Source organism: Sphingomonas lenta (assembly GCF_002288825.1).
Lineage (GTDB): Bacteria > Pseudomonadota > Alphaproteobacteria > Sphingomonadales > Sphingomonadaceae > Sphingomonas > Sphingomonas lenta.
Genome location: NZ_NSLI01000002.1, coordinates 792451 through 814491, shown reverse-complemented (window position 1 = coordinate 814491; position 22041 = coordinate 792451). Strand labels below are relative to the sequence as shown.

Below are 22041 nucleotides of genomic sequence, written 5' to 3'. Positions count from 1 at the left end.
ACCATGGCGAGCGCGCCCGTGCTTGAGCATCGCACCGCGTCCGAGGCGGATCGGATCGACGCCGCGCTCGACCGGCTGGTCCGGCACCTCGTCGGTATCGACGACCGCGACGGGCGCTTCCTCGTCGAGCTCGAGGGCGGCGTCATCGCTGACACCAAGAGCTGGCGCGTGTGGGACTGGCCGCAGGGCGTCGGCCTTTACGGGCTGATGAAGCACGTGGAGCGCGCGGGCGACGCCGCGACGGAGGCGCTGATCCGCGACTGGTTCGCCGCGCGCGCGGCCGAGCCGCCGGTCCACCGCAACATCAACACCGTATCTCCCATGCTGACATTGGCCTGCCTCGCCGCGCGGGACAGGGACGGTGCCCATCTGGCGACGCTCGCCGACTGGGGCGAGTGGATCATGCGCGACCTGCCCCGCACGCCCGGCGGCGGCTTCCAACACCTCGTCATCGACAAGCCCAACACGGGCCAGCTCTGGGACGACACGCTGTTCATGACCGTGCTGCCGCTGGCCCGCATCGGCCAGGTGCTCGGCCGCCCCCGCTATGTCGAGGAGGCGAAGCGGCAGTTCCTGGTGCATGCGGACTATCTCCTCGACCGGCGCACCGGGCTGTGGTTCCACGGCTGGACGTTCGAAGGTGGCCACCACTTCTCCGGCGCGCTCTGGGCGCGGGGCAACAGCTGGATCACGATGGCGATCCCGGAGCTGGTCGACATGCTCGGGCTCGTGCCCGGCAACGGCGTGCGCGACCACCTCGTCTCCCTGCTGACGCTACAGGCCGAGGCGCTCGTGGCCCGCCAACGTCCCGACGGGCTGTGGCCGACCCTGCTCGACGATTCGGGAACCTATGGCGAGGCGTCGGCGACAGCCGGCTTCGCCTACGGCCTCCTGAAGGGCGTGCGCACCGGCTGCCTGCCGTCGCGGTTCCTTGACGCGGGGCGCCGCGCCGCGGCGGCGGTGCTGGACCGGGTAGGGGACGACGGCGCGCTCGCCGACGTGTCGTTCGGCACGCCCATGTTCGACACGCTGGACGAGTACGCGGCGGTGCCGATCACCCCCATGCCCTACGGCCAGGCGATGGCTATCCTCGCGCTCGGCGAATACCGGCTAATTGCGGAGGAGGCGGGCGCGTGAGCCGGCCCGTCCGCCCCCGTCACCTCGTCGCCTACGGGCTGACCGACATGCTCGGCTCGGGTGCGATGGCGGTGGTGGGTGGCTGGATCCTGTTCTTCTACACGACCTTCTGCGGTCTCACCGCGACGCAGGCCGCCTCCATCTTCGCGATCGCGCGCGTGCTCGACGCGGTGGCGAGCCCGTTAATCGGGCATCTATCCGACGGGCTGCGCTCGACCCGGCTCGGGCGGCGCTTCGGGCGGCGGCGCGTGTTCCTGCTGCTCGGCCTGCCGCTGCTGCCTAGCTTCACGCTGATGTGGGTGCCGGGGCAGGATTACTTCTACTATCTCCTGACCTACGTCTTCTTCGAGCTGGTCTACGCCTCGATCCTGATCCCCTACGAGACGCTCGCGGCCGAGATGACCGACGACTACCGGACGCGGGCGCGGTTCGCGGGCGCGCGCATCCTGGTGGGCCAGGTGGCGGCGATCATGGCGGGCATCCTGCCCAAATGGATCGTGGACGGGCTCGGGCGCGAGTCCGCCGACACCTTCCTCTACATGGGAATGATCTTTTCGGCCCTGTTCGTGCTGTCGGTCGGAGCGACATGGGCGCTGAGCTGGGAGCGGCCCCCGAGCGCCGCCACGGAGGCCTCCCGGACTTCGAACCCGTTGCGCAGCCTGCTGCCCAACCTCGTCTCGACGCTGAAGGTGCGTGCCTTCCGGCTGCACCTGGCGCTCTACCTCGGCGGCTACACCGCAATCGACCTGTTCACGGCCGTCTTCACCTACTTCGTGGTGTTCGCGCTGTCCGGCAGCGTCGCGATCGCGTCCGCCATGCTGGCGCTGATGGCGGGCGCGCAGTTCGTGGGCGTCGCGGCCTTCACGCCGCTGACGGTGCGCCTGCACCCCGGACCGGCCTGGCGGCTCGCGGCGGTGCTATACGCGGTCGGCATCCTCGCCCTCGGCGCATGCTGGTTCGCGGGCGGGCCTACGGCGGCGGCGCTCGCCTACGTCGCGGTGGGCCTGTGCGGGCTCGGACGCGGCGGGCTCATCTATATCCCCTGGAACACCTACAACTACATCGCCGACGTCGACGAGATCATGACTGGCCGCCGACGCGAAGGCATCTTCGCGGGCGTGATGACGCTGGTCCGGAAGACGGTCCAGGCTGGCGCGGTGATGGTCACGGGCGCGGCGCTCGATGCGGGCGGGTTCGTGGCGGGCGCGACCGCACAAGGATCGGGAGCCGTCGCGACCATCGTCGGCCTGCTGACGCTCGCCCCGCTCGCGCTGCTCGTCGTAGGCGCGGTCGCGTCCTACCGCTTCGCGCTCAACCGCGACACGCACGCCGTGCTCATGCGGGAGATCGAGCGCGCCCGCGCCGGCGCGACCGCGCCCGAGGATGCCGACGCCGGCCGCATCGTCGAGGCGCTGACCGGCCAGCCTTACGCGCGACTCTGGGGGCGCGGCGGCTCGTCGCGCCCGACCACCCCGTCACTTCTCGTTCCCGGAGGATCCCGATGACCGTCCAGCCCGATCGGCGCTCCTTTCTGCAGCTCTCGCTCGCGGCGCCGCTGCTCTACTTTGGCCGGGTCGACGCGCTGGCGGCGCCGGCGGCGCGATCGACCATGCGCGACCTCGTCCGCGACCCGCTGCTGCGCGGCCTGTTCGGCCGGCCGCTGGGCGAGTTCGGCCCGAACGGTGCGGCTGGGCTTAACCGGGAGAGCTTTCGCTTCATCGAATACCAGCGCCAGGGGGCCGAATGGATCACCCGCGGTGTGGTGAGGAGCAAGCGCGACTGGATCCGGAACGGCTGGCTCATCATCGACTACGGTCTCGCCCAGCAACAGCCTGATGGCGGGTTCCCCGGCGACGACGTCCAGCACTCTGCGTCGCTGTTTCTGGAGGCGGCGGCACGGGCCTGCCTCATCGACCCGGGCGGCGCGACGCCGGCCCGCCGGGCGACGCTCCTAAAGGCCGGCCGATGGATGACGGCGCCGGCCATGGAGGCAGATGCGGCGAGCCACAGCGCACCGTTCACGCATCGCCGCTACGTCATGGCGAGCATGCTCGGCCAGATCGGCGCCGTGACGGGCGACGCGGCGCTGATCCGGCGCGCGGCACAATGGGCGAGGGAGGGGATCGCGCTCCAGCGGCCGGACGGCGTCAACCCGGAGCGCGGCGGCTTCGACGCGAGCTATCAGGCGGCGGGCGCGCTGTTTGCCGAGCGCTATCTGGCCTCTTGCGTCGACCCGACGATGCGCGCGGCGGTCTCGGGCATGATCCGGCGGGCCGTACCGCCCGTGCTCGCCAAGCAGCGCCCCGACGGCTCCATCGATCCGACCGGGTCCACGCGGATCGGCGTCGAGACTTACCGCGGCGGCAAGGTCAAGGAGTTCAACTACGAGGAGGGCGTGCAGGCGCTCGTCTACGGCTCCCGCTTGATCAACGAGCCCCGCTGGCGAGGGGCGGCCGCGAAGATGGTCGAGCTGAAAGGCTGGAGTCGCGCCTGAGCTCCCCGGTGGACCAACTCCGGCCGGGTCTGCGTGAGCCTGGAACTCCGGATGATCATGTCGCGCGACCACGGAGGAATGCCATGAACTGGTCTGCAAAGCACCTGTGTCCCGCCGTCCTGGCGTCTGCTTCGCTGCTCCTCGCCGCCGCCGCCGACGCACGGGTGATAAGGCGCTACTCGTGGCAGTCTGGGACGGCCATCGACCCGACAACCTGGGCGCTCAACAACATCGTCAACACGCTACCCGCCAACACCAAACCGACCAAGAGCACCGCCGGCATGATCACGCCGTGGATCTCGGGCAAGGAGCGTTACCGCTCGACGGGTAAGGCGGTCGCCGTTTCCATCAACACCGGCTCGCCCGCGGACGGGGCGGGTCTCCAGAAGATCTTCTACCAGCTGATCGGCGGGACCAACGGCGACTCGCCGCAGGTGCTCGCCGGAACGACAAAGTTCACCGGGTTCGCCGTCAAATTCGACACCGGCTGGCAGCTCGCTAACGGGTCGAACCCCAACGACCCGCCCGGCACCGGCATCTACCAGAACTGGCAGGGATCTGGCTGGCCCGCGCTCCAGCTCAGGACGGACGAGTCGAACGGTGTCATCCGTATGTACCTGCTGATGGGTAACGACCAGATGCGGGGCAGCGGCGGGTTCACGAACAAGGGCGGGTTCAGCACGAGCAACCCGCAGCTCGCCTACCTCACCGATGCATCCGGCGCGCCGCTCACGTTCACCCGCGGAGAGTGGTACAAGATCGTGGTGTCGGTGAAATTCGACCCATTCGGCAACACCGGTCGCGTCCAAGCCTGGGTCAACGACGCTCAGGCGGCGAATTGGACTGGCAAGGTCGGGTACACGCCAAGCTCTTACTCGAGCACCGCTGTGCCCGGCACGACGGACGGCACCTCGGTCGAGGTCGGCATCTACCAGACGGACACCGATACCAACCACAAGCTGTTCATCGACGAACTGCGGTACGCCGACACCTTCGCGGAGGCGCAGCCGTAGAAGCGAGCGCGGTTGCTCTGCCCCGCGCCAGTAACTGGCGTGGGACAGTTTAATGACGCTGCGACAATCTCGACGGCGCTCCGCAACCGGGTGGGTTATGCGAACATATCTCTACTGGATTATCGGACTGCTGAGCATGGGCGTCGTCGCGACGATGTTCGCTCAGAAGCGCCCGTACTCGCCGGACGCCTCCTCCGGAATAGTAATAGTCCGGGGAGCCGACGTCGCTATCGGCCTCATGCCGTCCGCTACGCCGAACCATCTGGCAGCTCATCAGCCCATCAGTGACGCAAATAGCGCGGACGGTCATGAAGTTCAGCGGCTCTATGCGCTCTTCAGGGCTGAACCGCGCGACGTTCACTGGGCCGGCAAGGCGGAAGTGGCGCTCAGGGCCGTTCTTGAGGATCTCCTCGCCGTAGATGACGAGAGCCCTCTCGACATCAGTTGCGCGGCGACGCTCTGCGAAATTTCGGGCCTTTTGGGGCGGAACTCCCCCGACGTCATTCGTCGGTTGCGGAGTTTAGCAGTATCCGGCGCGTCGGCTGAAAACCGAATGGATGAATATCGCACGATCGCCGTCAGCACGGGGAAGGATGGCAGCACCTTCACGCTCTACGTACGACGCGGTTCCCGATAGCTACGCTGACCTCGTTCTGAACGCATGTCTGCTTTTGGCGAACGGCGAACTCGGCAAGGATGACGGGATGTGGAGAGCACCGAAGCTGGACTGAATGGCCGGTGATGGTCCGCGCCGCCGTAGGGCAGCTACTAGATGTTGCGCTCCATCAACACGACGGTTAGCGTTTCGGCGTTCGGCAACAACGCCTGTTCCCGTCCGTGCTCGACGTAACCGCGTCGCGCGTAGAAAGGCACGCCGGTCAGCGTCGCTCCCAAAGCCATACGCGAGAAGCCTCGCCTACGCGCAGCTGCCTCGCATGCTGCGAGAATTGCTGACGCTACACCCTGACGGGCGAAGGCCGGATCCACGAAGTAGGCCCGGATACGGGCGGCGTCCTTGGCAGGGTCAACCCGTTCGCCGCTATCGCTATGGGTGTGGCCACCATGGAGGGCTCGCCGATCGGACCAGCCCCCAGCGCCGACGAGGTCGCCAGCCTTAGTTTCCACAACGAAGTAGGTGCGATCGGCGATGAGTCCGCGATCAGTCAGGAACACTTGGCCGAGTGCCGCATCCCGCTGTTCTTGGGTGTAGTCCTTCGCCTGTAGGCCGTGCACGGAGCGGGCGATTAGCTCATCAATCGCTGAGATGTCGCCCTCAGTGGCAAGGCGGAGTTTAAGATCAGGCGCCATGTTCTGACCATAGTCAGGCGTGCCGGCCGTGGTCCAGTGATCGATGCCCGACCCTGATGGAACAATAGGTCAGGACGCCTCAAGGCTACCGTTAGACTAACATGAACAGATGGCGGATGTCGGGCAGCGCACCAAACGGCCTGAATGTCGAATGCTGGGTCACGCCCGCGGGCCTAGACCGGCCTCGAGCACTACTTATGCTCGCTCTTAGAGCATCCCACTCCGGATCAGTGCAGTAACCTCAGAGCGACCGCGACAGCCAGCCCCAAGCTCAAGATCATGAGGAGCAGGTTGCGATCGAGTCTTCCTCGATTGGCGAATGGGTTCGGCGCGCGCCGGCTCGAGGCGACATAGTACGGGCCGATAGCCACGAGAAAGACGACGAGCAGGACATCGAGGACGGTGTCGAACATAGTAGGCGTTCAGTCCGGTAGGAGAAAGCTCAGTTTTTGCGGGTACCGCGTCGGGCATGAGCCACCGTCGCTACGGGGGACGATCGAACCCCTTCCTCCACGAGTGCCCCAGCAAGGCGGGCTCCAAGCGGCTCCGCATTGACGCGGAGCGGCTGATCCTGTCTTCCATCGTTCTCGTCACCTTCGTGCTCATCATCCTCCTCGACACGGTCGGTGAGGAGTATGTCTGGCTGCTGCTGGAGCACGTCTCGAAGCTCTGAGCGGGCCGGGTTCGACGGGAGCCCTGAGCCGAGGCCAAGCTCGCCAATTGCCAGTCGCGGTCTGAGCCGGGAGCGGGGCTCCCGGCTCGGTTCGGTCCAGCCCTAGGCCGTAGCCGGCGAAGCGCTTTGGGACGCCCGCTTCGCCCACCTGTCCCGCAGTTCGGAGAAGGTGAGCAGCAGCGGGGCGGCGATGAAGATGGACGAGCTCGTCGCCAAGACGAGTCCGAACAGGAGCGTGACCGCGAACTGCTGCAATGCGGGCCCGCCAAACAGGGCCAGGGGGGCGGTCGCCAGGAAGAGCGCGAGCGACGTCCCGATCGTGCGAGACAGCGTCTCGTTGATCGAGAGGTCGACGATCTCGCGTAGTGGCTTGTGCCGCACCGCGCGCATGTTCTCGCGCACCCGGTCGTAGACCACGACCTTGTCGTTGATCGAGAAGCCCATGATCGTCAGGATCGCCGCGATCGAGGTCATGTTGAACTCAAAGCCGGTCAGCGCGAAAAAGCCGATCGTCTTTGTTAGGTCCAGGAACATGGTCGAGACCGCCCCCAGCGCGAACGGCCACTCGAACCGGAACGCGATGTAGGCAAACATGGCCACGGCCGCGATGGCCAGCCCCCACATGGCGCTGCCGAACAGCTCGTCGCCGATCGCGGCGCCCACCACGTCGACCTTGCGCACCTCGGCGCCCGGCGCGACTTCCTGGAGCATGTGCTCGACCTTGGCGACCGCGGCCGCCTGCGCCTTCGGCCCGCCCTCCTGGTTCTCCAGGCGTAAGAGCACGTCGCTGGGTCCGCCGAACGACTGCACCTGGACGGGACCGAGGCCGAGGTCTCCCGCTTCGCCGCGCAGCTCGGCCAGATCGGCCTGACCCGGCACACGCGCCTCGACCGCGACACCGCCCGAGAAATCGATGCCCATCTTCAGCCCCGGCGAGACGGCGAGCGCGACGGACGCCAGGCTGATCACCGCCGACGCGATCAGGCCTGCGTGCCGCGCACGCATGAAACGAAAGCTCGTCTTGCCCGGCAGGAAGTGCAGGCGGGTGCCCATCTTCAGCTGCTTCGGTTTGGCTTGCTCCAGCCAGCGCGCGGTCAGGTACCGCACGAACACGAGCGCCGTGAACATCGAGATGACGATGCCCAAGCTGATCGTGATGGCGAAGCCCTTGATAGCGCCGGCTCCCAACCCGAGCAGCACCAGCATCTTGAGCAGTGTCGTCAGGTTCGCGTCGAGCACGGTCGTGTAGGCGCGCCGGAACCCGCCCTCGATCGAGGCGCGTACGCTCTTGCCCTTGGCCAGCTCCTCGCGTGTGCGCTCGTTGACCAGGATGTTGGCGTCCACCGCCATGCCGAGCGCCAGCAGCAGGCCCGCAATGCCGGGCAAGGTCAGCGTGGCGTTCATCAGCGCCAGCCCGGCGATGGTGAGCGCGAGGTTGGCGATGAGCGCGGCCGCCGCGTAGATGCCGAACCGACCGTACATCGCGACCACGAAGCCGATCACGAGCGATAGGCCGACCGCGACGGAGACGAGACCCGCGTGGATCGCGTCCGCGCCGAGGCTCGCTCCTACCGAGCGCTCCTCGACGACGGTGAGCGGTGCCGGCAGCGCGCCCGCGCGGAGCAGCACGGCCAAGTCCTTGGCGCCTTCTGCGCTAAAGCCGCCGCTGATCTGGCCGAGGCCTCTCGTGATCGGCTCGCGGATCACCGGCGCACTCAGCACCTTGCCGTCGAGCACGATCGCGAACGGCTCGCCCACGTGGCGAGTGCTCGTGTGAGCAAAGGCGCGTGCGCCCGCGCTGTCGAGGACGAAGTTGACGACCCAGCCGCCCATGCGCTGGTCGGTGCCGGGCGTGGCGTCGACCAGGTTGGCCCCGTCCACCTCCACGTGCTTCAGCACCGGCACATCTGGGCCTGTGCCGTCCATCATGGGCAGGCGGCGCACGCCGGGACGGGTCGTGTCTGCCCCGTTCGCGACCAGGTGGAACGTCATCTTGGCGGTGGAGCCCAACAGCGTGCGTACGCGGCCGGGATCGGTGACGCCCGGCAGCTCGACGAGGATGCGGTCGGCGCCGCGTTTGGCGACGACGGGCTCGTTCGTGCCGGTCTCGTCGATGCGGCGGCGCACGATGGCGATCGACTGGTCGACAGCCTTGGACAACAGCGCCGCCTGACCGGCGTCGGTGTAGGAAACGGCGAGCCCGCCCGGCCGGTGGGCGAGGTGGAGCGCCGGGCGGCCGGCGGCATCGGCGCCGAATTCAGCAACCGTGTCGGCCAGCGCCTTGGCTCCGGCAGCCTGGTCGGCGACGTCGATCAGGACGCGGCCATGGCTCACTTCGGTGGTCGCGGGGACGCCGGCTTTGCCGAGCGCCGCGGCCGCCTGCTCGCGGACGCTCTCCAGGCGCTCGTTCACGAGCGCGGCGCGGTCGAGCTCGAGGAGCAGGTAGGACCCGCCCTGAAGGTCCAGGCCTAGGTTCACATGAGGTTGCGGGTACCAGGCCGGCAGGAGGCTGGATGGCGTGAAGCTGGGGATGCTGAGCAGGATGCCGATGAGGCACACGCACAGGATCAGCCCCGTCTTCAGACGGGAGAAGTATAGCATGGTCGACCCTCGTTCGCGGTCGTGAAGAGACAGGCGCGCCGACAAGGGCGCGCGATCAGGCCGCGCAGCTCAGGCGCGGCTGGGTCGCTTCAGGCGAGGGGAGGGCCGGTGGCGGGATGCGCCCGCGGCGTGCGCTTGGCGAGGGTGAATGCGGCGGGTGAAACAGAAGAGAAGCGCGATAATACCGGCGTGCTGGCCATCGCCAGCGTGGCCGGCGGGAGCGCGTCACCCCCGCTCTGGTGCGGGTCGGACCGATCGGCTTCCTCTTCGGTGACCGTACGGTCGCCCAGCGTAAAGGAGATCGCCGCGGCTTCTCGAACCGCGTGCCCCTGTCGACGCCAGTCGGTTGAACTTGGCTCGCCGATCGCGCCCAGGCTCAGCAGCGCCGCGAACAGCGTCTGCAGAACAGCAAGGAAGGCGGACGGAGAGATCAGAGCGGGGCACCCCTACGCTGGCTGCCGGCAGGCAGTGAGCCGTAGTTCACCAGCGTTCCGCTACGTACGCTTTCAATCCGGCGTAAACAAGGCAGGTCGCTGTTCGCCCTTCCTACTGTTCAGGTCGGGGAGCCCAGGGGGTCGCCCAAGCTCCCCGACCTTAGCCGCCGCGGATTGCATGCCGGGGGGTGTTCCGCGACGGCTATCCTCAAAAGATCATTCGCCGAGATCTGCATTCTGCCTTGGGGTTGCTCCGGCGAGCAAGAGCCTGATCTGTACCCTTTCTGACACCATGTGGTCACGCAGGCGTCGGCCCAACTCCAGCGTCGCCGACCGGAACGCTGCCCACTCCGCAGCAATGTCTTTGCCGCTCCACTCGCGGACATACTGGTCGAAGCGGGCGCTTCCGGCGATGCAGTCCACCTTGAGACGGCGGCCTGCCTCAGCGACGGACGGCGAGCCCGACGTGAGCGCCGGGTCGAAGATGCGGCTGTGCTTGAAGATCTGGTACTCGCGGAGCTTGCGGGCGAGCTCCCGGCGGATTGCGCCCAAACCGGCGCGCGCAGGGCCAGGCTCCTCGTCCAGCAATTCGCTAGCGCGCGAGAGCACGGCCAACGTATCACTCTGCAGCTGATCCAAGCGAAGGAGCAACGAGTCCGGGCTCATGGGCTCGTCATGCCAGCTGAGGACTAAATAACCGTTAGAGCGGCTCGAGCAGCAGCGCAGCGGTGCTCGCGTGTACAATAGGCCTCGGGAGTACCCTCGCGAACCGGATCGGCCCCTCGATCCTGGACCAGCGTCGGCCACCACACTAGTCCACTCGACGGAGATGCCGGCTGGTTCTGGTCCAGCATGACAGGCGCCTTTCCACACCGGACAATCAGCTTGTCCTGGATCAGAAGCGTTTCGACAGGCGAAAGTTGACCACGGGCGCGGCGTTGCCGCTGTCGTAGCGTTCGCCCGACAGCGGCACCGCTACGCCCAGGTCGGCCGCGAGCGTATCGGCGATGCGCGCGCGTGCCCCGCCGCCGACCGAGAACAGCGTGCCCGTGCCGAATCCGCCGTCGAGGTTGGTGACGCGACCGCCGTCGACGAAGGAGTAGAGACGGGGCTCCGCGAGCGGACCCAATTTCCTCGAAAGGTCATAGCGCAATTCGGCCGAGGCCATCGCACCCTGGTCGCCACTACGCTCGCTATAGTCGTAGCCGCGCAGGAAGCGGCCGCCGCCCAGACCCACCTCTTCGGACACGAGCAAAGGTTGCGAGGCGGTCTGGCTCGCCGCCGCGACCTCGAATTCGACGCGGGGCGCGAGCGGGCCCGTCCAGCCGGCCCACAGCGCGGCGCTGGTGAAGGTCGCGTCGGCGTCGCGGCGCGAGGCGAGGGGATCGCCGCGCTGCGTGGCGTCGAACAGGTCCAGTCCGCGCGAGAGCGTGGCGTCCGCGCGCAACCGCCCGCCCAGCATCGCCACGAAGCCGGTCGCGCGCACCCGCGCCACGGTCAACCGGTCGCGCCGCGCCAGCACCTCGTCGCGATCCTGCCGGATGGTGCGCAGGTTCAGCGTCCCTTCCAACCAGAGGCTCGCGTCGCGGCGGCGCCACATCGGGCGGAACACGCCCAGGCTCGCGGTCGAGCTGCGGCCGTCGATGTTGCGGTCTTCGACGTAGGCGCCGGGATGCGTGACCGCGTAGGAGAAGGCGCCGAACAGCTCGGTCCCGTCCGCGCCCACGCGCGAGGCGTAACGCACGCGGCCATAGGCAAACTCGTCGGGCTCGAAGGGCGTCACGACCGCGCTCACCGTCAGGAGGTCGGCGGGGCCGAGGAGCTGGCTCGCCTTGAGCAGCCCGTCCGCCTGAACGGGGCCGATCGGGCGCGATCCGTCATTAGCGAGACCGACCAGCCCGGTCACGGGATCGGCGCCTACCTGCACGTCGAGCACGTTGCGTCCGGCTTCGCGCAAGAAGCGGGTGCGGCGGAGCCAGACGCCGTCGATGTCGCCCGCGATCAGCAGCCGGCGTTCGAGCTGGTCGATCTTGACCGGGCCGGTGCCGACGAGCGGCGCCAGCGCGGCACGCACCGCCGCGTTCTCCGCGCCCGACAGACGTACCTCGTCGACCCCGCCCTCGTCCACGTTCAAGCGCAGCACGCCCGCGACCAAGGCCTGGGGCGCCACCGTGGCGCTGGCGAAGACATAGCCGCGCTCCCGCGCGCGCTCCGCCACGGCGTCGGCCAGCGCGGCCAGCTCGGCGGAACCGAGCGTGCGGCCGACATTGCGTTCGATGATGTCGGCGAAGTCGGCGGGGCGCAGCGCGCGCAGGCCGGTGATCGTGATCGCGCCCACCGTCACCGGTGCGCCGGCGGTGGCGGCGGTTCGCGGCGCGTAGGCGGAGACAGGCGCGTCCGCATCCTTGACGGGGCGGGTGTCGGGCGCCGCGCGCTGCTCGACCCGCGCCGGATCGACTCGGTCGAGCGCGACCTGCGCGCCGGCGGTCGCGGGCCAAAAGGCCAGGGCCGCCCCGGTGATGGTCCTGAACAAGACGCACGCCCTCGAAATGATGTGTCGCCTGAGCGATAGGTTCCGGCCTCCTAAAGAACCGTGAAAGATTGAGCCCGGATTAAGCACGTCTGCTCATTCGCCGGTGTTCGGACGCCGCTACGTCGAGGAGGTTCGAAAAGGATCTTCCTATGCGCATCGTCCTCGGCAAGCTCTGCGTCGGCGTTCTGCTCTCGATGGCCAGCACGGGCGCGCTCGCCCAGTCGCTGGCCTGGCGGGTGTCGGAGAGCTCGGGGCCGGTCACGATCCGGCACGGCACGGAAACGCGGCCGGCGGCGCGCAACGCCCCGCTCGCGCCCGGCGACGTCGTGCAGACGGGGGCGGGCGGCCGCGCGGTTCTCGTCCAGGGCCGCGACTTCGTGACGGTCTCGCCCGGCAGCCGCGTGACGGTGCCCGAGGCGGCGCAGCAGGGCGGCGGTCTGGTCAAGCTGATCCAGCAATGGGGCAATGCGATCTTCCGGATCGAGAAGCTCGGCCGGCCGCATTTCGGCGTCAACACGCCCTATCTCGCCGCCGTGGTGAAGGGCACCACCTTCTCGGTCACCGTCGACGACACCGGCGCCTCGCTGCAGGTGACGGAAGGTGCGGTGGAGGTCGCGACCCTGGACGGCGGCGCACGCGACGTGATCGGGCCGGGCGCGGTCGCGTCGATCGCCGCGGGCGACCTGTACCGACTGGCGGTGCAGGGCGACACGGCGCGCACGCTAGACTCGCCCGCGCGGCCGGTGGTGGCTCCGGCTGCGCCGAGCGCGAGCGCGCCTGTTCCCGCGAGCGCGCCCGTGGCGGCGCTCGCCGCGCCTGCGCCGGTGGCTCCGGTCGAAGTGGAGGCAGCGCCCGAGGTCGGCGCCGCCATGTCGGTGATCGCCGAGCCGATCTCGTCCAAGCCGGTCGACTTGGGATCGATCACGGGCGGCATGCTGACGGGCTCCACCGCGCCCGTCGCGCTAATCGCGGTGGTTCGTGAGGAGGCGTCCTCCCCGCCGATGCCCGCCGCGAGCGTGGTGCCAAGCCCTGAGAGTGACGCGGGTCCGATGGCGAGCACGGACGCACCGCCCGTCGCGGGCTCCGGTTCGACGCCAAGTGGCGACTCGGGCGCGGCGAGCGGCGCGGTCGCGGGCCCGGGCTCAGCCCCGACGTCGAGCGACACGGACGCAGGCGTTGGCGAAAGCGCGGCTACTGGCGGGGAGCCCTCGGCTGGCGGGGCAGCTACTTCCGACGGCGGAACCTCAGCGCCGGCCAGCGGTTCGGAGGTCGCGGCGGGCACGGGACCAAGCGGGCAGGGCCGCGCAGCCGATGAGGGCCAGCGGTCGGACGAGGGTCAGCCCGGCAGCGGCCAGCCTGCTTCAGGCGAGGGCGGGCAGGACGCGCCCGGTATCAATGCGGGCAAGGCCGACTCGCCCAGTGGTTCGGCTTCGGACAGGGGCGCGAGCGGCGGCACCAAGAACGGCGGTGAAGCCAAGGACGAGAAATCCAGCGATGGCGCATCGGCTGATGGCGCGAACGCTGGCAGCAAGGCCTCGGACGGGAGCTCCACGCCCGGTCCCGACGCGGGCAAGAACGGCCCGAACGACGCCGGAGGCCGCAATGGCGGGTCCAACGAAAAGGGCGGCGACGGCCTGCCCGGCCATCAGAAGCGCGACGACCCGACCGGTTCAAAAGAACAGAACGGCGGCAGCTCCGACCGCGAGGGCAAGGCTGGCGAGAAGGAGACCGGTGACGAGGGTGGCGACAACAGGGAGAAGGACGACGGTAGCACGTCCGGAGACGACAAGGGCGGCCAGGATAAGCCCGATGACGGCAAGTCCGACGAGAAGGACCGCGCGGAGCGTCCCGACGACAAGGGCAAAGGTGCTGACAAGTCCGACGGCAACGAGAAGGCCGGCGACGATGGCAAAGGTGACGACGACAAGGGCGGCTCGGACAAGCCTGACGGTGCCAAGCCGGACGACAAGGGTAGTGACGAGAAGAGCAAGGAGGACGGCAAGTCCGGCGGCGATCAGGGCAAGCCCGATGACGCCAAGTCGGACGGCAAGGGCGACGGTGCGAAGGACGAGTCCGGCGGCAAGGATAAGCAGGACAAGCCCGACGACGCTAAGGGTGCCGAGAAGGGCAAGGACGACAACGGCGGCAAGGACAAGCCAGACAACGGCAAGTCGGACGACAAGGCGGGCCCGAATGACAGCGATGGCGAGTCCGGCAAGGACGGCGGTAAGCCCGACGAGAAGGCCGATGGCGGCAAGGACGACAAATCGGACGGCGGCAAGAACGACAAGTCGGACGACAAGGCGGGTCCGAACGACGGCGACGGCGGGTCCGGCAAGGACGGCGGCAAGGACGACAAGTCAGACGGTGGTAAGGACGACAAGTCGGACGGCGGCAAGGAAGGTAAACCGGATGGCGGGAAGGGCGGCAAGGGCTGACGCCGCGATTACGGCTTCTTAGGACCGCCGGTGCGACAAGGGCGCGTGTTCTCCAACGGGAGCCCGCGCCCTTGAAGCCGTTCCGCAGTCCTCGTCTTCGCCTCACCGCGCTGTTCGTCGCGGCGCTCACCGCAAGCCTGCTCTTCGCGCTGTCCGGCCTCTCGGGCTTTGTCGAGCGCGCGATCGATCCGCTGCGCATCGCGGCCCAGGTGCGGCCCGCGAGCGGCGGGACGGTGCTGGTCGAGATGGACGCCGAGAGCGCCGCCACGATCAAGCGCTGGCCTTGGCCGCGTGACCACTACGCCCGCGCCGTCGACCGGCTGCGCGAAGCCGGCGCGGCGGCGATCGCGTTCGACGTCGACTTCTCCTCGACCGCGACACCGGACGGCGACCGCGCCTTCGCGGACGCGATCGCGCGGGCGAACGGGACGGTGGCGCTACCCACGTTCCGGCAACGCGCCCGCTCGGGCGAGGAGCGGTCGCTCGACGCGCTGCCCATCCCCATTCTGCGCGAGCACGCCGCGCTCGCGTCGGTCAGCATCGCGCCCGACGCCGACGGCCATATCCGGCATGCCCCCTTCGGCACGATCACGGACGGCACGCCGCGGCCCTCGCTTTCCGCTTGGCTGGCACATCGTTCGGGCAGCGCCGACACTTTCTTCCCCATCGACCACGCGATCGATCCGGGCACCATTCCGCGCCTCAGCTTCGTCGCGGTGCGCGACGGGCGGTTCGACCCGCGGCTCGTGCGCGGGCGGGAGGTGGTGGTCGGCGCCACCGCGGTCGAGATGGGCGACCGCTACGCCGTTCCGCACTGGGGCGTGGTGCCGGGCGTCGTCGTGCAGGCGCTCGCGACCGAGACGCTGAAGCGGGGCGTGCCCGTGGAGGGCGGTGTCCTGCCAAGCCTGCTCACGGCCGTCCTCGCCGGACTCGCGATGCTGCGGGTGCGCGCGCCTTGGGCGGTCGCCGGTGGTACGGCGCTCGCGACCGCAGCGCTGTTCATCCTGGCGATCGTCGCGCAGACGCGGTGGCAGTACATCCTTCAGATCGCGCCCGGGCTGTGCTTCCTGTTGCTCGTGGCGATGGGACGGATCGCGCACAGCCTTCTGGACCGGTTCCAGGAGCAGCGGCTGGCCGACGAGACCACCGGTCTGCCGAACCGCCGCGCCATGCTCGCCGAGCTGAACGGTCGCGCACGGGTCGAGCTGGCGGTGGCGCACGTCGCCGATCTCGAGAGCCTGCTCGCCGTGTTGGGCGAGGCGGCGGAGCGCGACCTGGTGCTCCGCGTCGCCGAGCGACTGCGCTTGGCCGCGAAGGACGCGCGCGTCTACCGCATCGCCGACCGCCTGCTCGGCTTCGAGCCGGCCGGCGACGAGGACGCGGGCGAGATGTTCGCCGGCGTCCGCGCGATGATGCTGCAACCGGTCGAAGTGGGCGGGCGGCGCGTCGACGTCGGCGTCGCGATCGGCTTGGCGGAGGGCGACTGCGCCGACGCCTGTGCGACGCAGGCGGCGCTGGCGGCGGAGCAGGCGCAGGCCGCGGGCGTGTTCTGGCGGCGGGCCGCGGCCGACCTCGCGGAACTCGAGCGGCGGGTTTCCCTCATGGGCGAGCTCGACGAGGCGCTTAGGGCGGGTGGCATCGAGGTGTACTACCAGCCCAAGCTCGCCATCGCCGAGGGACGGGTGGCGAGCGCGGAGGCGCTGGTCCGTTGGCGCCACCCCGAGCGCGGCTTCGTCGGCCCCGACCTGTTCATACCGTTGGCCGAGCAGACCGACCGCATCGGCCCGCTCACGCTTTACGTGCTCGAGCGGGTGATGGAGGACTTAGCGCAGTTGCGGGCGCTCGGGCACCAGCTGACGGCGGCGGTGAACATCTCCGCCAAGCTCGTCGCGTCGGCCGAGTTCAACCAAGCCGCCGGAGCATTGTTGGCGCGCGGCGTAGTGCCGCCTTCCGTGCTCATCTTCGAGGTGACGGAGTCGGCTACGCTGGAGGATCCGGACGCCGCGACCGAGATGCTGCGCGCCTATCGCGAGCTGGGCGTCACCATCTCCATGGACGACTACGGAACCGGTCAGTCCACGCTCACCTACCTGCGCGAGCTGCCCTTGTCCGAACTTAAAATCGACCGGAGCTTCGTCCAGCACGCGCACCGCAATCGCAACGACGGTGTCATGGTGCGCTCCACCGTCCAGCTCGCGCACGAGCTGGGCCTCAAGGTCGTCGCGGAAGGCGTAGAGGACGAGGATTGTCTCGATTTCCTCCGCCAGTTGGGCTGCGACATGGCGCAGGGATATCTCATCAGTCGCCCGCTGCCGGCGCCGGCGCTGATCGAGTTCATGGACCGAAATTCAGGGGAGGCGGGTGGCGGCATGCTCCCGACATCGCTTGGCGGTCATGCGAACTCCGGTCGCGAGCGCGGGACTATCGCGGCTTAACTGCCGAACACGGAGGTCTTCGGACAGGGCAGTCTCGAGCGATTGCCGAGGTCGCGCCGGAGGAGAACGCGCTGCCATCGCGGATCAGAAGGCGGAGGGGGGAGAGCAAAGCTCGACCCCCGCGCGGTCATCTTAAGCCGGTGCTGGTCTTACCGGCGGCTCCGCTCCTGTTAAATCCTTGTTGTCCGGCTCGACGACAGCGCGTCTGCTATGTCCGATGCGGGCTAAAAAAGATAGGCTGGTCGAGAGACCGGCCTATGGAAAGTTTTTAGGAGAGGATGCCTGAAAGGCAGTGTCGTTGTGCACCGCAGCAACTCTGTCGGCAATTGCAAACTGGAACCGATTGCATTGCAGAAGTTGCAATTGCTGGGCAGCTATGCGGCATAGTGTCGTAGTCCGATGAGATAGTGGAGTACGATTTCAGCTCGGTCCGCTGGTACGAAGGGTCGGATCTGATCCCGGTTAATCTCCACAGAGCATCTGCCAGGTGCGCCGGCTCGGAAGTGTTTACGGCGCGGCGGTGGTCGTTACCTGCGGTGTCGCGCCGTTCGGCTCGGTCGAGAAGGTCTGGCGTCACTCGGGCGCGCCCCGCGCCGCGATTGAACGGTTGCGCGAGCTTTAATCCTGCGCGCCACGCCTTGCCCGTCGGTAAACGACCGCTCCCATTCTTATACAGGCTTACGATCAAGCCCGGGTCGCGCTGACAAGCATTACCCCTGTAATCCAGAAATGGCCGAACAACATCGTCGAGATCTTTGGCGATAACAGGGTCCGGACCGGGGTGTCAGGCTCACCCGAATAGACCGTTTGGACTTTTCGACCGGTTGCAAGAAGCAGTAAATTGTAGACCAGTCCCCAACCGCACAGGAGCATGAGCCCGTACGCAAACAGCAATGTGTCCCAGTTCCGTGCAGTAAAGCGAGCAACCGTGAGCCCGGCGAGCGCAGCGGTCGCGACCATACTCGTGGCTAGGGAGACTAGCGCCTTGAGGTGTGACTCGCCCGGCATTATGGCCGCTTAGCCACCAAGTTATGAAGGTCTGCTTGCCACCCTGAGCCGACATTCGCGCCCGGTCTGCGTTTTGCCGATTACCCCTTTCATGTCGACAGCGGCGTTCGCCGAGCTTGGTCCGAGCTGATATGAATGGATGTCCGGTTCCGGGGAGCGTCCTTGCCTCGCTGAATAGCGGCTTCTGGGTCTCCCTCAGACCTCAGTGCGCTCGGCCAGCTCTAAAGCGTCTTCCACGTCCACGCCTAGGTAGCGCACCGTGCTCTCGATCTTGGCGTGCCCGAGAAGGATCTGAACGGCCCTGAGATTGCCAGTGGCCTTGTAGATGATCGACGCCTTGGTGCGCCGGAGCGAGTGCGTTCCGTACTCCTGAGGCTGAAGGCCGATGCCAGCGACCCACTCGTGCACGAGGCGCGCGTACTGCCGCGTGCTCATGTGCGCCATGTAGTCATTCCGGCTCGGGAAAACGTAACTGTCGAGCGTGCCGCCGCGGCGCTCCAGCCACGCCCGCATGGTTTTCCGAGCGGTGTCCATCAGCTCGAACTGAACCGGTCGCTTCGTCTTCTGCTGGACGATGACGGCGCGATCACGCACGCGGCCGCCTGACACGACGTCCCCGATCCGCACCCTGACCACGTCGCAGCCGCGCAGCTTGCTGTCGATCGCGAAGTCGAACAGCGCCCGGTCGCGCAATCGCCGGTGTTGGTCCAGCCAGAAGCGTATGGCCCAGACCTGCTGCTGCTTCAGCGCGCGCTTGGCACCCAGGAGCCGTCCATCGTTCCACGGCCGACGTTCCTGAAAGGCGGGATCCAGCGGCGAGTGGCCCAACGCTCGTCTCCATGGAGCTGAGAGGGGCAACCGACATAGTGTGGCAGCGCTAAGCGTCCGTTAGCATCCACGCCAAATGCATCAGCAAGGGACTTTCGTTTCGGAACATCGCACCCGGCGGGCTTGCGTCCAACGCCAGTCGTTTCGCAATCTATGCACGTGATCTTGGGGCAGGCGCTAAGCAGCGAGCGGAGCGGCATAGGCGCGGCTCGGGCGACCATTGAGCAGGCCCTGGACGGACAGGTCCTCGTCGAGCTCGTCCCAGTGCAGGCCGACGGCACTGATAGTGACCTGCTCGCGTGAGGCAGGCGTCCCATTCAGCAGGCGCGGGTACCAGGCCAGCGGCACGCCCAGCTCGCGCCCGTCCTCGAGCGTCACCCACATCATGTGCTCGTCGAATTCGACGGCCGTCGCCCTTGCCGAGGACATCATGTGCTCGCTCCTCAATGCCGTATGTTGCTGGCCGACAGCTGCGCGGCCGCAGTGCTGGCAGTGACCATGCCCGCCTCCGTGGCTGGGGTGCCGTCGAGACGGTCAAGCTCCTGCTCCACCTCTTCAAGGCGGCGCAGAAGGTGCTCTCGTTCCTCTTTCAGCCAGGCCAGAAGCATAAAAGTCATGCCTAGCCCCATGCCGTCCGCCGGCGGTGGCTGACAACCCCATATGCGTCGGCCCGAGCCGGAGCGACGACGCGGGCGAGCGGCCAGCCCGAGCGCGACGTGGAGTGAAATCATCGCTTACTCCAAAGCGAAGACCTCCGCCTGAACGAGTGTCAGGTTCTGAGGAGCGGTCGAGCGACGCTGGGTGTCCGGACGTGGGTCACGTACGTCAGCGCGTATGGGCCAAGATCTGCTTCCAGATGGACACTTCGTCGATCAAAAACCACTCGGCTACGATCTGCTGCTCTGAGACGTGCAGGTGACTGAGACCCATAACATGGAGCGGCGCGCTGGTTGGGCAGCCGAAGCGACCCCAGCCGGTTTGATGACCGTCGAGCGACCAGCGGATCGCGACTCGCACGGGCTTCTCGGACTCGCGGTTCACCGTGGCGCTGTGGATCGAGAGCGTCGCGTCGGGGATGCTTGCGAGCAGGCCGACCACGAAACGGTCGAGCTCGCCCGCGCCGTTCGCAACCTCGCCGCCGGGCAGCGCCACCGCGACGCCGGGGAAGTAGTGGCCGCGGATCGCGGCGGGCGTCTTCTCGCCCCAGATCGCCGAGTAAGCGGCGACGACCAGCTCGACCGCGGGATCGTCGGCGACACGCGGGCGGTACGCGCCGACGCGGTCGTCGGCGGGCGTGAAAAACGTGATCGGGCGGCCCGCGGCGCGGTCCTGCTCGCACAGCCTCGCCGCTAGGTCGCTCGGTGCCAGCCCCAACGATCGCGCGAACGCGGCCCCGTCGCGCACCAGCCATTCCTCCGTGATCACGCCATCTCGAACCCAGCAGTCGGCGATGATGCGCGACTTCACCAGTGCTCCGGTCGCCGCGCCGAAGCTCCCGTTCCCTAAGTGGCGCATCACGGAAATGAGGCGGTGCGACGACAGGAATGATCTGTCGCCGCCGTCGTCCCAGATCACGTCCTCGCCCACCAGCTCGCGGTCGGGGAATTGGTGCAGCGTCTGGAGCGTGTCGGCGGCTACGCCCTTCATCGACGTCGTCAGCCCGCTCGGCGCACGGACCAGGCAGTCCTCGGCGTAATAGCGCGCGAGCTTGGCCCCGACGCCGCGCTCCTCCCAGATCTCGCGCGTGCAGCCGTAGATGAAGCTCGGCACGTCCGGATAGGGCGCGGTGATCGGCCTCACGCTGCGGCCGCGAGCCGGTCGAGACGCAGGAAGTCGATCGGATGGCGCGTCTGACCCGACCCGGTCGCGAGATCGGCCAGGATCTCGCCCACCACGGACGCGAACTTATAGCCGTGGCCCGAACAGGGCGAGGCGAGCACGACGTTGTCGTGTTCGGGATGACGGTCGATGATGAAGTGCTCGTCCGGCGTATTGGTGAACATGCAGGCCCGAAGCGCCAGCGTCTCGCCCGCGCCCGCGGGAAAATAGCGCTCGGCGAAGCCGCGGAGCAGCGCCTCGTCTTCCGCATCGGGCTCCCACGCGAGCGTGTCGGGATCGCCGGTTTCACCGCGGTGCCCGTATCGGCCGAACTTGAAGCCGGGCACGTCGTAGATGGGCAGCCCGTAGAAACGGCCCTCGTCGACCTGCAGGTTGAACACCGGGAACGCGTCCGGCCCGAACAGCCGGGGCTCGTGCGGCTGGAGCCAAGCGAGCACCTGGCGCTCGGGAACGGCCAGACGCCGCAGGGTGGGCGCGATCTCCCCCATCCACGCCCCCGCCGCCAGGATCAGGCGCTCGGCTTGGTAGCGGCGCTTGGTGGTCGTCACGACCACGCCGCCGCGGCGCGCCTCCCAGCTCAGGACCCGCTCGCGGGCCCGGACTTCGGCGCCGAGCGCCTGCGCCGCTTCCACGTGCGCGACGATCGCGCGTTCGGAGGCGACCAGGCCGCCGTCCGGCTGGAACAGCGCGCGGTGGTGGGCGGGCAGCCGATAGCCGCCGAACCGCTCGTTCACCTCCGCACCCGTCAGCACCTCGTGCGCGAGGTCGTGATCCCGCGCCGAGGCGAGCGCGCCCTGGAACAGCGGATCGTCCTCCGCCGAGGCGTCGACCGAACCGGTCGTGACGAGGATCTCGCGGCCGGTCGTCGCCTCCAGCTCGCGCCACAGTTCATAGGCGCGCCGGAGGAGCGGGACATAGTCGGCGCTCTCGTAATAGGGCAGGCGGATGATGCGGCTGACGCCGTGGCTGGACCCGTGGGCATGGGGGATGTCCCAGCGCTCCAGCCCGAGCACGCGCTTGCCCCGCGCGGCCAGCCGCCAGAGCGCCGCCGAGCCCATGGCGCCGACGCCCACCACGATCACGTCATGGGTCATCGAGAGGTGGATCCAGGCATGGCGGTGGGGAGGCTAAGCGGTGAGCAGGAGCTCCGCAACCGTCCGAGCTTCTCTCCCGCGGGCATGCGTCGACCTCCGTCGTCGTCCAGACCGCGTACGACTCGCGGGGATACTTGGCGCTACATACGTGCCGCACACTGCCTTCGAACATAGGGTCTTCGTGCGAGGACACGTGCAAGTTGCCA

General features: G+C 68.2%; 18 protein-coding genes. 8 read left to right on the top strand and 10 right to left on the bottom strand.

The features are described from left to right. The first annotated feature begins 3 nt into the window (after nt 1–3). The 5 genes from bglB to CKY28_RS18200 all read left to right on the top strand — a co-directional run bounded on the left by bglB (nt 4) and on the right by CKY28_RS18200 (nt 5281). Nucleotides 4–1137 (top strand): beta-galactosidase BglB, encoded by a 1134-nt coding sequence (gene bglB, locus CKY28_RS07135; protein WP_095997588.1) that lies wholly within the window; start codon nt 4–6, stop codon nt 1135–1137. Beyond that, entirely contained in the window at nt 1134–2642 is a 1509-nt protein-coding gene (locus CKY28_RS07130; RefSeq protein ID WP_245841669.1) for an MFS transporter, read from the top strand. The genes bglB and CKY28_RS07130 overlap by 4 nt, the downstream gene beginning before the upstream one ends. Beyond that, nucleotides 2639–3631, top strand: coding sequence for a hypothetical protein (locus CKY28_RS18605; protein WP_176472988.1), 993 nt, complete (start codon nt 2639–2641; stop codon nt 3629–3631). Before CKY28_RS07130 ends, CKY28_RS18605 begins: the two co-directional genes overlap by 4 nt. Before the next feature lie 83 nt (nt 3632–3714). Then, nucleotides 3715–4644, top strand: coding sequence for a heparin lyase I family protein (locus CKY28_RS18600; protein WP_176472987.1), 930 nt, complete (start codon nt 3715–3717; stop codon nt 4642–4644). A gap of 136 nt (nt 4645–4780) precedes the next feature. Then, nucleotides 4781–5281 carry a hypothetical protein gene (locus CKY28_RS18200; protein ID WP_141243874.1) on the top strand — a complete coding sequence of 167 codons (501 nt, stop codon included), beginning with the start codon at nt 4781–4783 and terminating at the stop codon, nt 5279–5281. A 131-nt stretch (nt 5282–5412) separates the two neighbouring features. On the opposite strand, the gene CKY28_RS07120 is transcribed toward CKY28_RS18200, so the two are convergent. Together CKY28_RS07120 and CKY28_RS07115 are read right to left on the bottom strand one after the other, a co-directional pair. Next, a complete protein-coding gene (locus tag CKY28_RS07120) occupies nt 5413–5952 on the bottom strand; it encodes a GNAT family N-acetyltransferase (RefSeq protein ID WP_095997587.1) in 540 nt (179 codons plus the stop codon). Between the two features lie 227 nt (nt 5953–6179). Continuing rightward, entirely contained in the window at nt 6180–6365 is a 186-nt protein-coding gene (locus tag CKY28_RS07115) for a hypothetical protein (protein ID WP_095997586.1), read from the bottom strand. Nucleotides 6366–6421: 56 nt separating this feature from the next. On the opposite strand from CKY28_RS07115, the gene CKY28_RS07110 reads away from it, so the two are divergent. Then, a complete protein-coding gene (locus CKY28_RS07110) occupies nt 6422–6625 on the top strand; it encodes a hypothetical protein (RefSeq protein WP_095997585.1) in 204 nt (67 codons plus the stop codon). Between the two features lie 102 nt (nt 6626–6727). Here the strand turns inward: CKY28_RS07110 and secD are convergent, their stop codons facing one another. The 3 genes from secD to CKY28_RS07095 form a co-directional block, all read right to left on the bottom strand. After that, nucleotides 6728–9226, bottom strand: coding sequence for a protein translocase subunit SecD (secD, locus tag CKY28_RS07105; RefSeq protein WP_095997584.1), 2499 nt, complete (start codon nt 9224–9226; stop codon nt 6728–6730). 650 nt (nt 9227–9876) lie between these two features. Beyond that, a complete protein-coding gene (locus CKY28_RS07100) occupies nt 9877–10299 on the bottom strand; it encodes a hypothetical protein (RefSeq protein WP_141243873.1) in 423 nt (140 codons plus the stop codon). A 256-nt stretch (nt 10300–10555) separates the two neighbouring features. Beyond that, a complete protein-coding gene (locus CKY28_RS07095) occupies nt 10556–12193 on the bottom strand; it encodes a ShlB/FhaC/HecB family hemolysin secretion/activation protein (RefSeq protein WP_176472986.1) in 1638 nt (545 codons plus the stop codon). A gap of 149 nt (nt 12194–12342) precedes the next feature. Here CKY28_RS07095 and CKY28_RS07090 point away from each other — a divergent pair, with 149 nt between their 5' ends. Together CKY28_RS07090 and CKY28_RS07085 are read left to right on the top strand one after the other, a co-directional pair. After that, nucleotides 12343–14631 (top strand): FecR domain-containing protein, encoded by a 2289-nt coding sequence (locus CKY28_RS07090; protein WP_095997581.1) that lies wholly within the window; start codon nt 12343–12345, stop codon nt 14629–14631. 71 nt (nt 14632–14702) lie between these two features. Continuing rightward, nucleotides 14703–17066 (top strand): putative bifunctional diguanylate cyclase/phosphodiesterase, encoded by a 2364-nt coding sequence (locus CKY28_RS07085; protein ID WP_095997580.1) that lies wholly within the window; start codon nt 14703–14705, stop codon nt 17064–17066. 1203 nt (nt 17067–18269) lie between these two features. Here the strand turns inward: CKY28_RS07085 and CKY28_RS07080 are convergent. The 5 genes from CKY28_RS07080 to solA all read right to left on the bottom strand — a co-directional run bounded on the left by CKY28_RS07080 (nt 18270) and on the right by solA (nt 21835). Beyond that, on the bottom strand, nt 18270–18902 hold the full coding sequence (locus CKY28_RS07080; RefSeq protein ID WP_095997579.1) for a tyrosine-type recombinase/integrase: 633 nt from the start codon (nt 18900–18902) through the stop codon (nt 18270–18272). Nucleotides 18903–19079: 177 nt separating this feature from the next. Further along, the gene (locus tag CKY28_RS07075) at nt 19080–19334 is read right to left on the bottom strand and encodes a DUF2442 domain-containing protein (protein WP_095997689.1); all 255 of its coding nucleotides are present in this window, start codon (nt 19332–19334) and stop codon (nt 19080–19082) included. A gap of 11 nt (nt 19335–19345) precedes the next feature. Beyond that, a complete protein-coding gene (locus CKY28_RS18595; RefSeq protein WP_176472985.1) occupies nt 19346–19510 on the bottom strand; it encodes a hypothetical protein in 165 nt (54 codons plus the stop codon). Between the two features lie 217 nt (nt 19511–19727). Then, nucleotides 19728–20702, bottom strand: a complete 975-nt coding sequence (locus CKY28_RS07065; RefSeq protein ID WP_095997577.1) for an ester cyclase — start codon at nt 20700–20702, stop codon at nt 19728–19730. After that, complete coding sequence (solA, locus tag CKY28_RS07060; protein ID WP_095997576.1) at nt 20699–21835, bottom strand: N-methyl-L-tryptophan oxidase; 1137 nt, start codon at nt 21833–21835, stop codon at nt 20699–20701. The genes CKY28_RS07065 and solA overlap by 4 nt, the downstream gene beginning before the upstream one ends. Between the last annotated feature and the right edge of the window lie 206 nt (nt 21836–22041).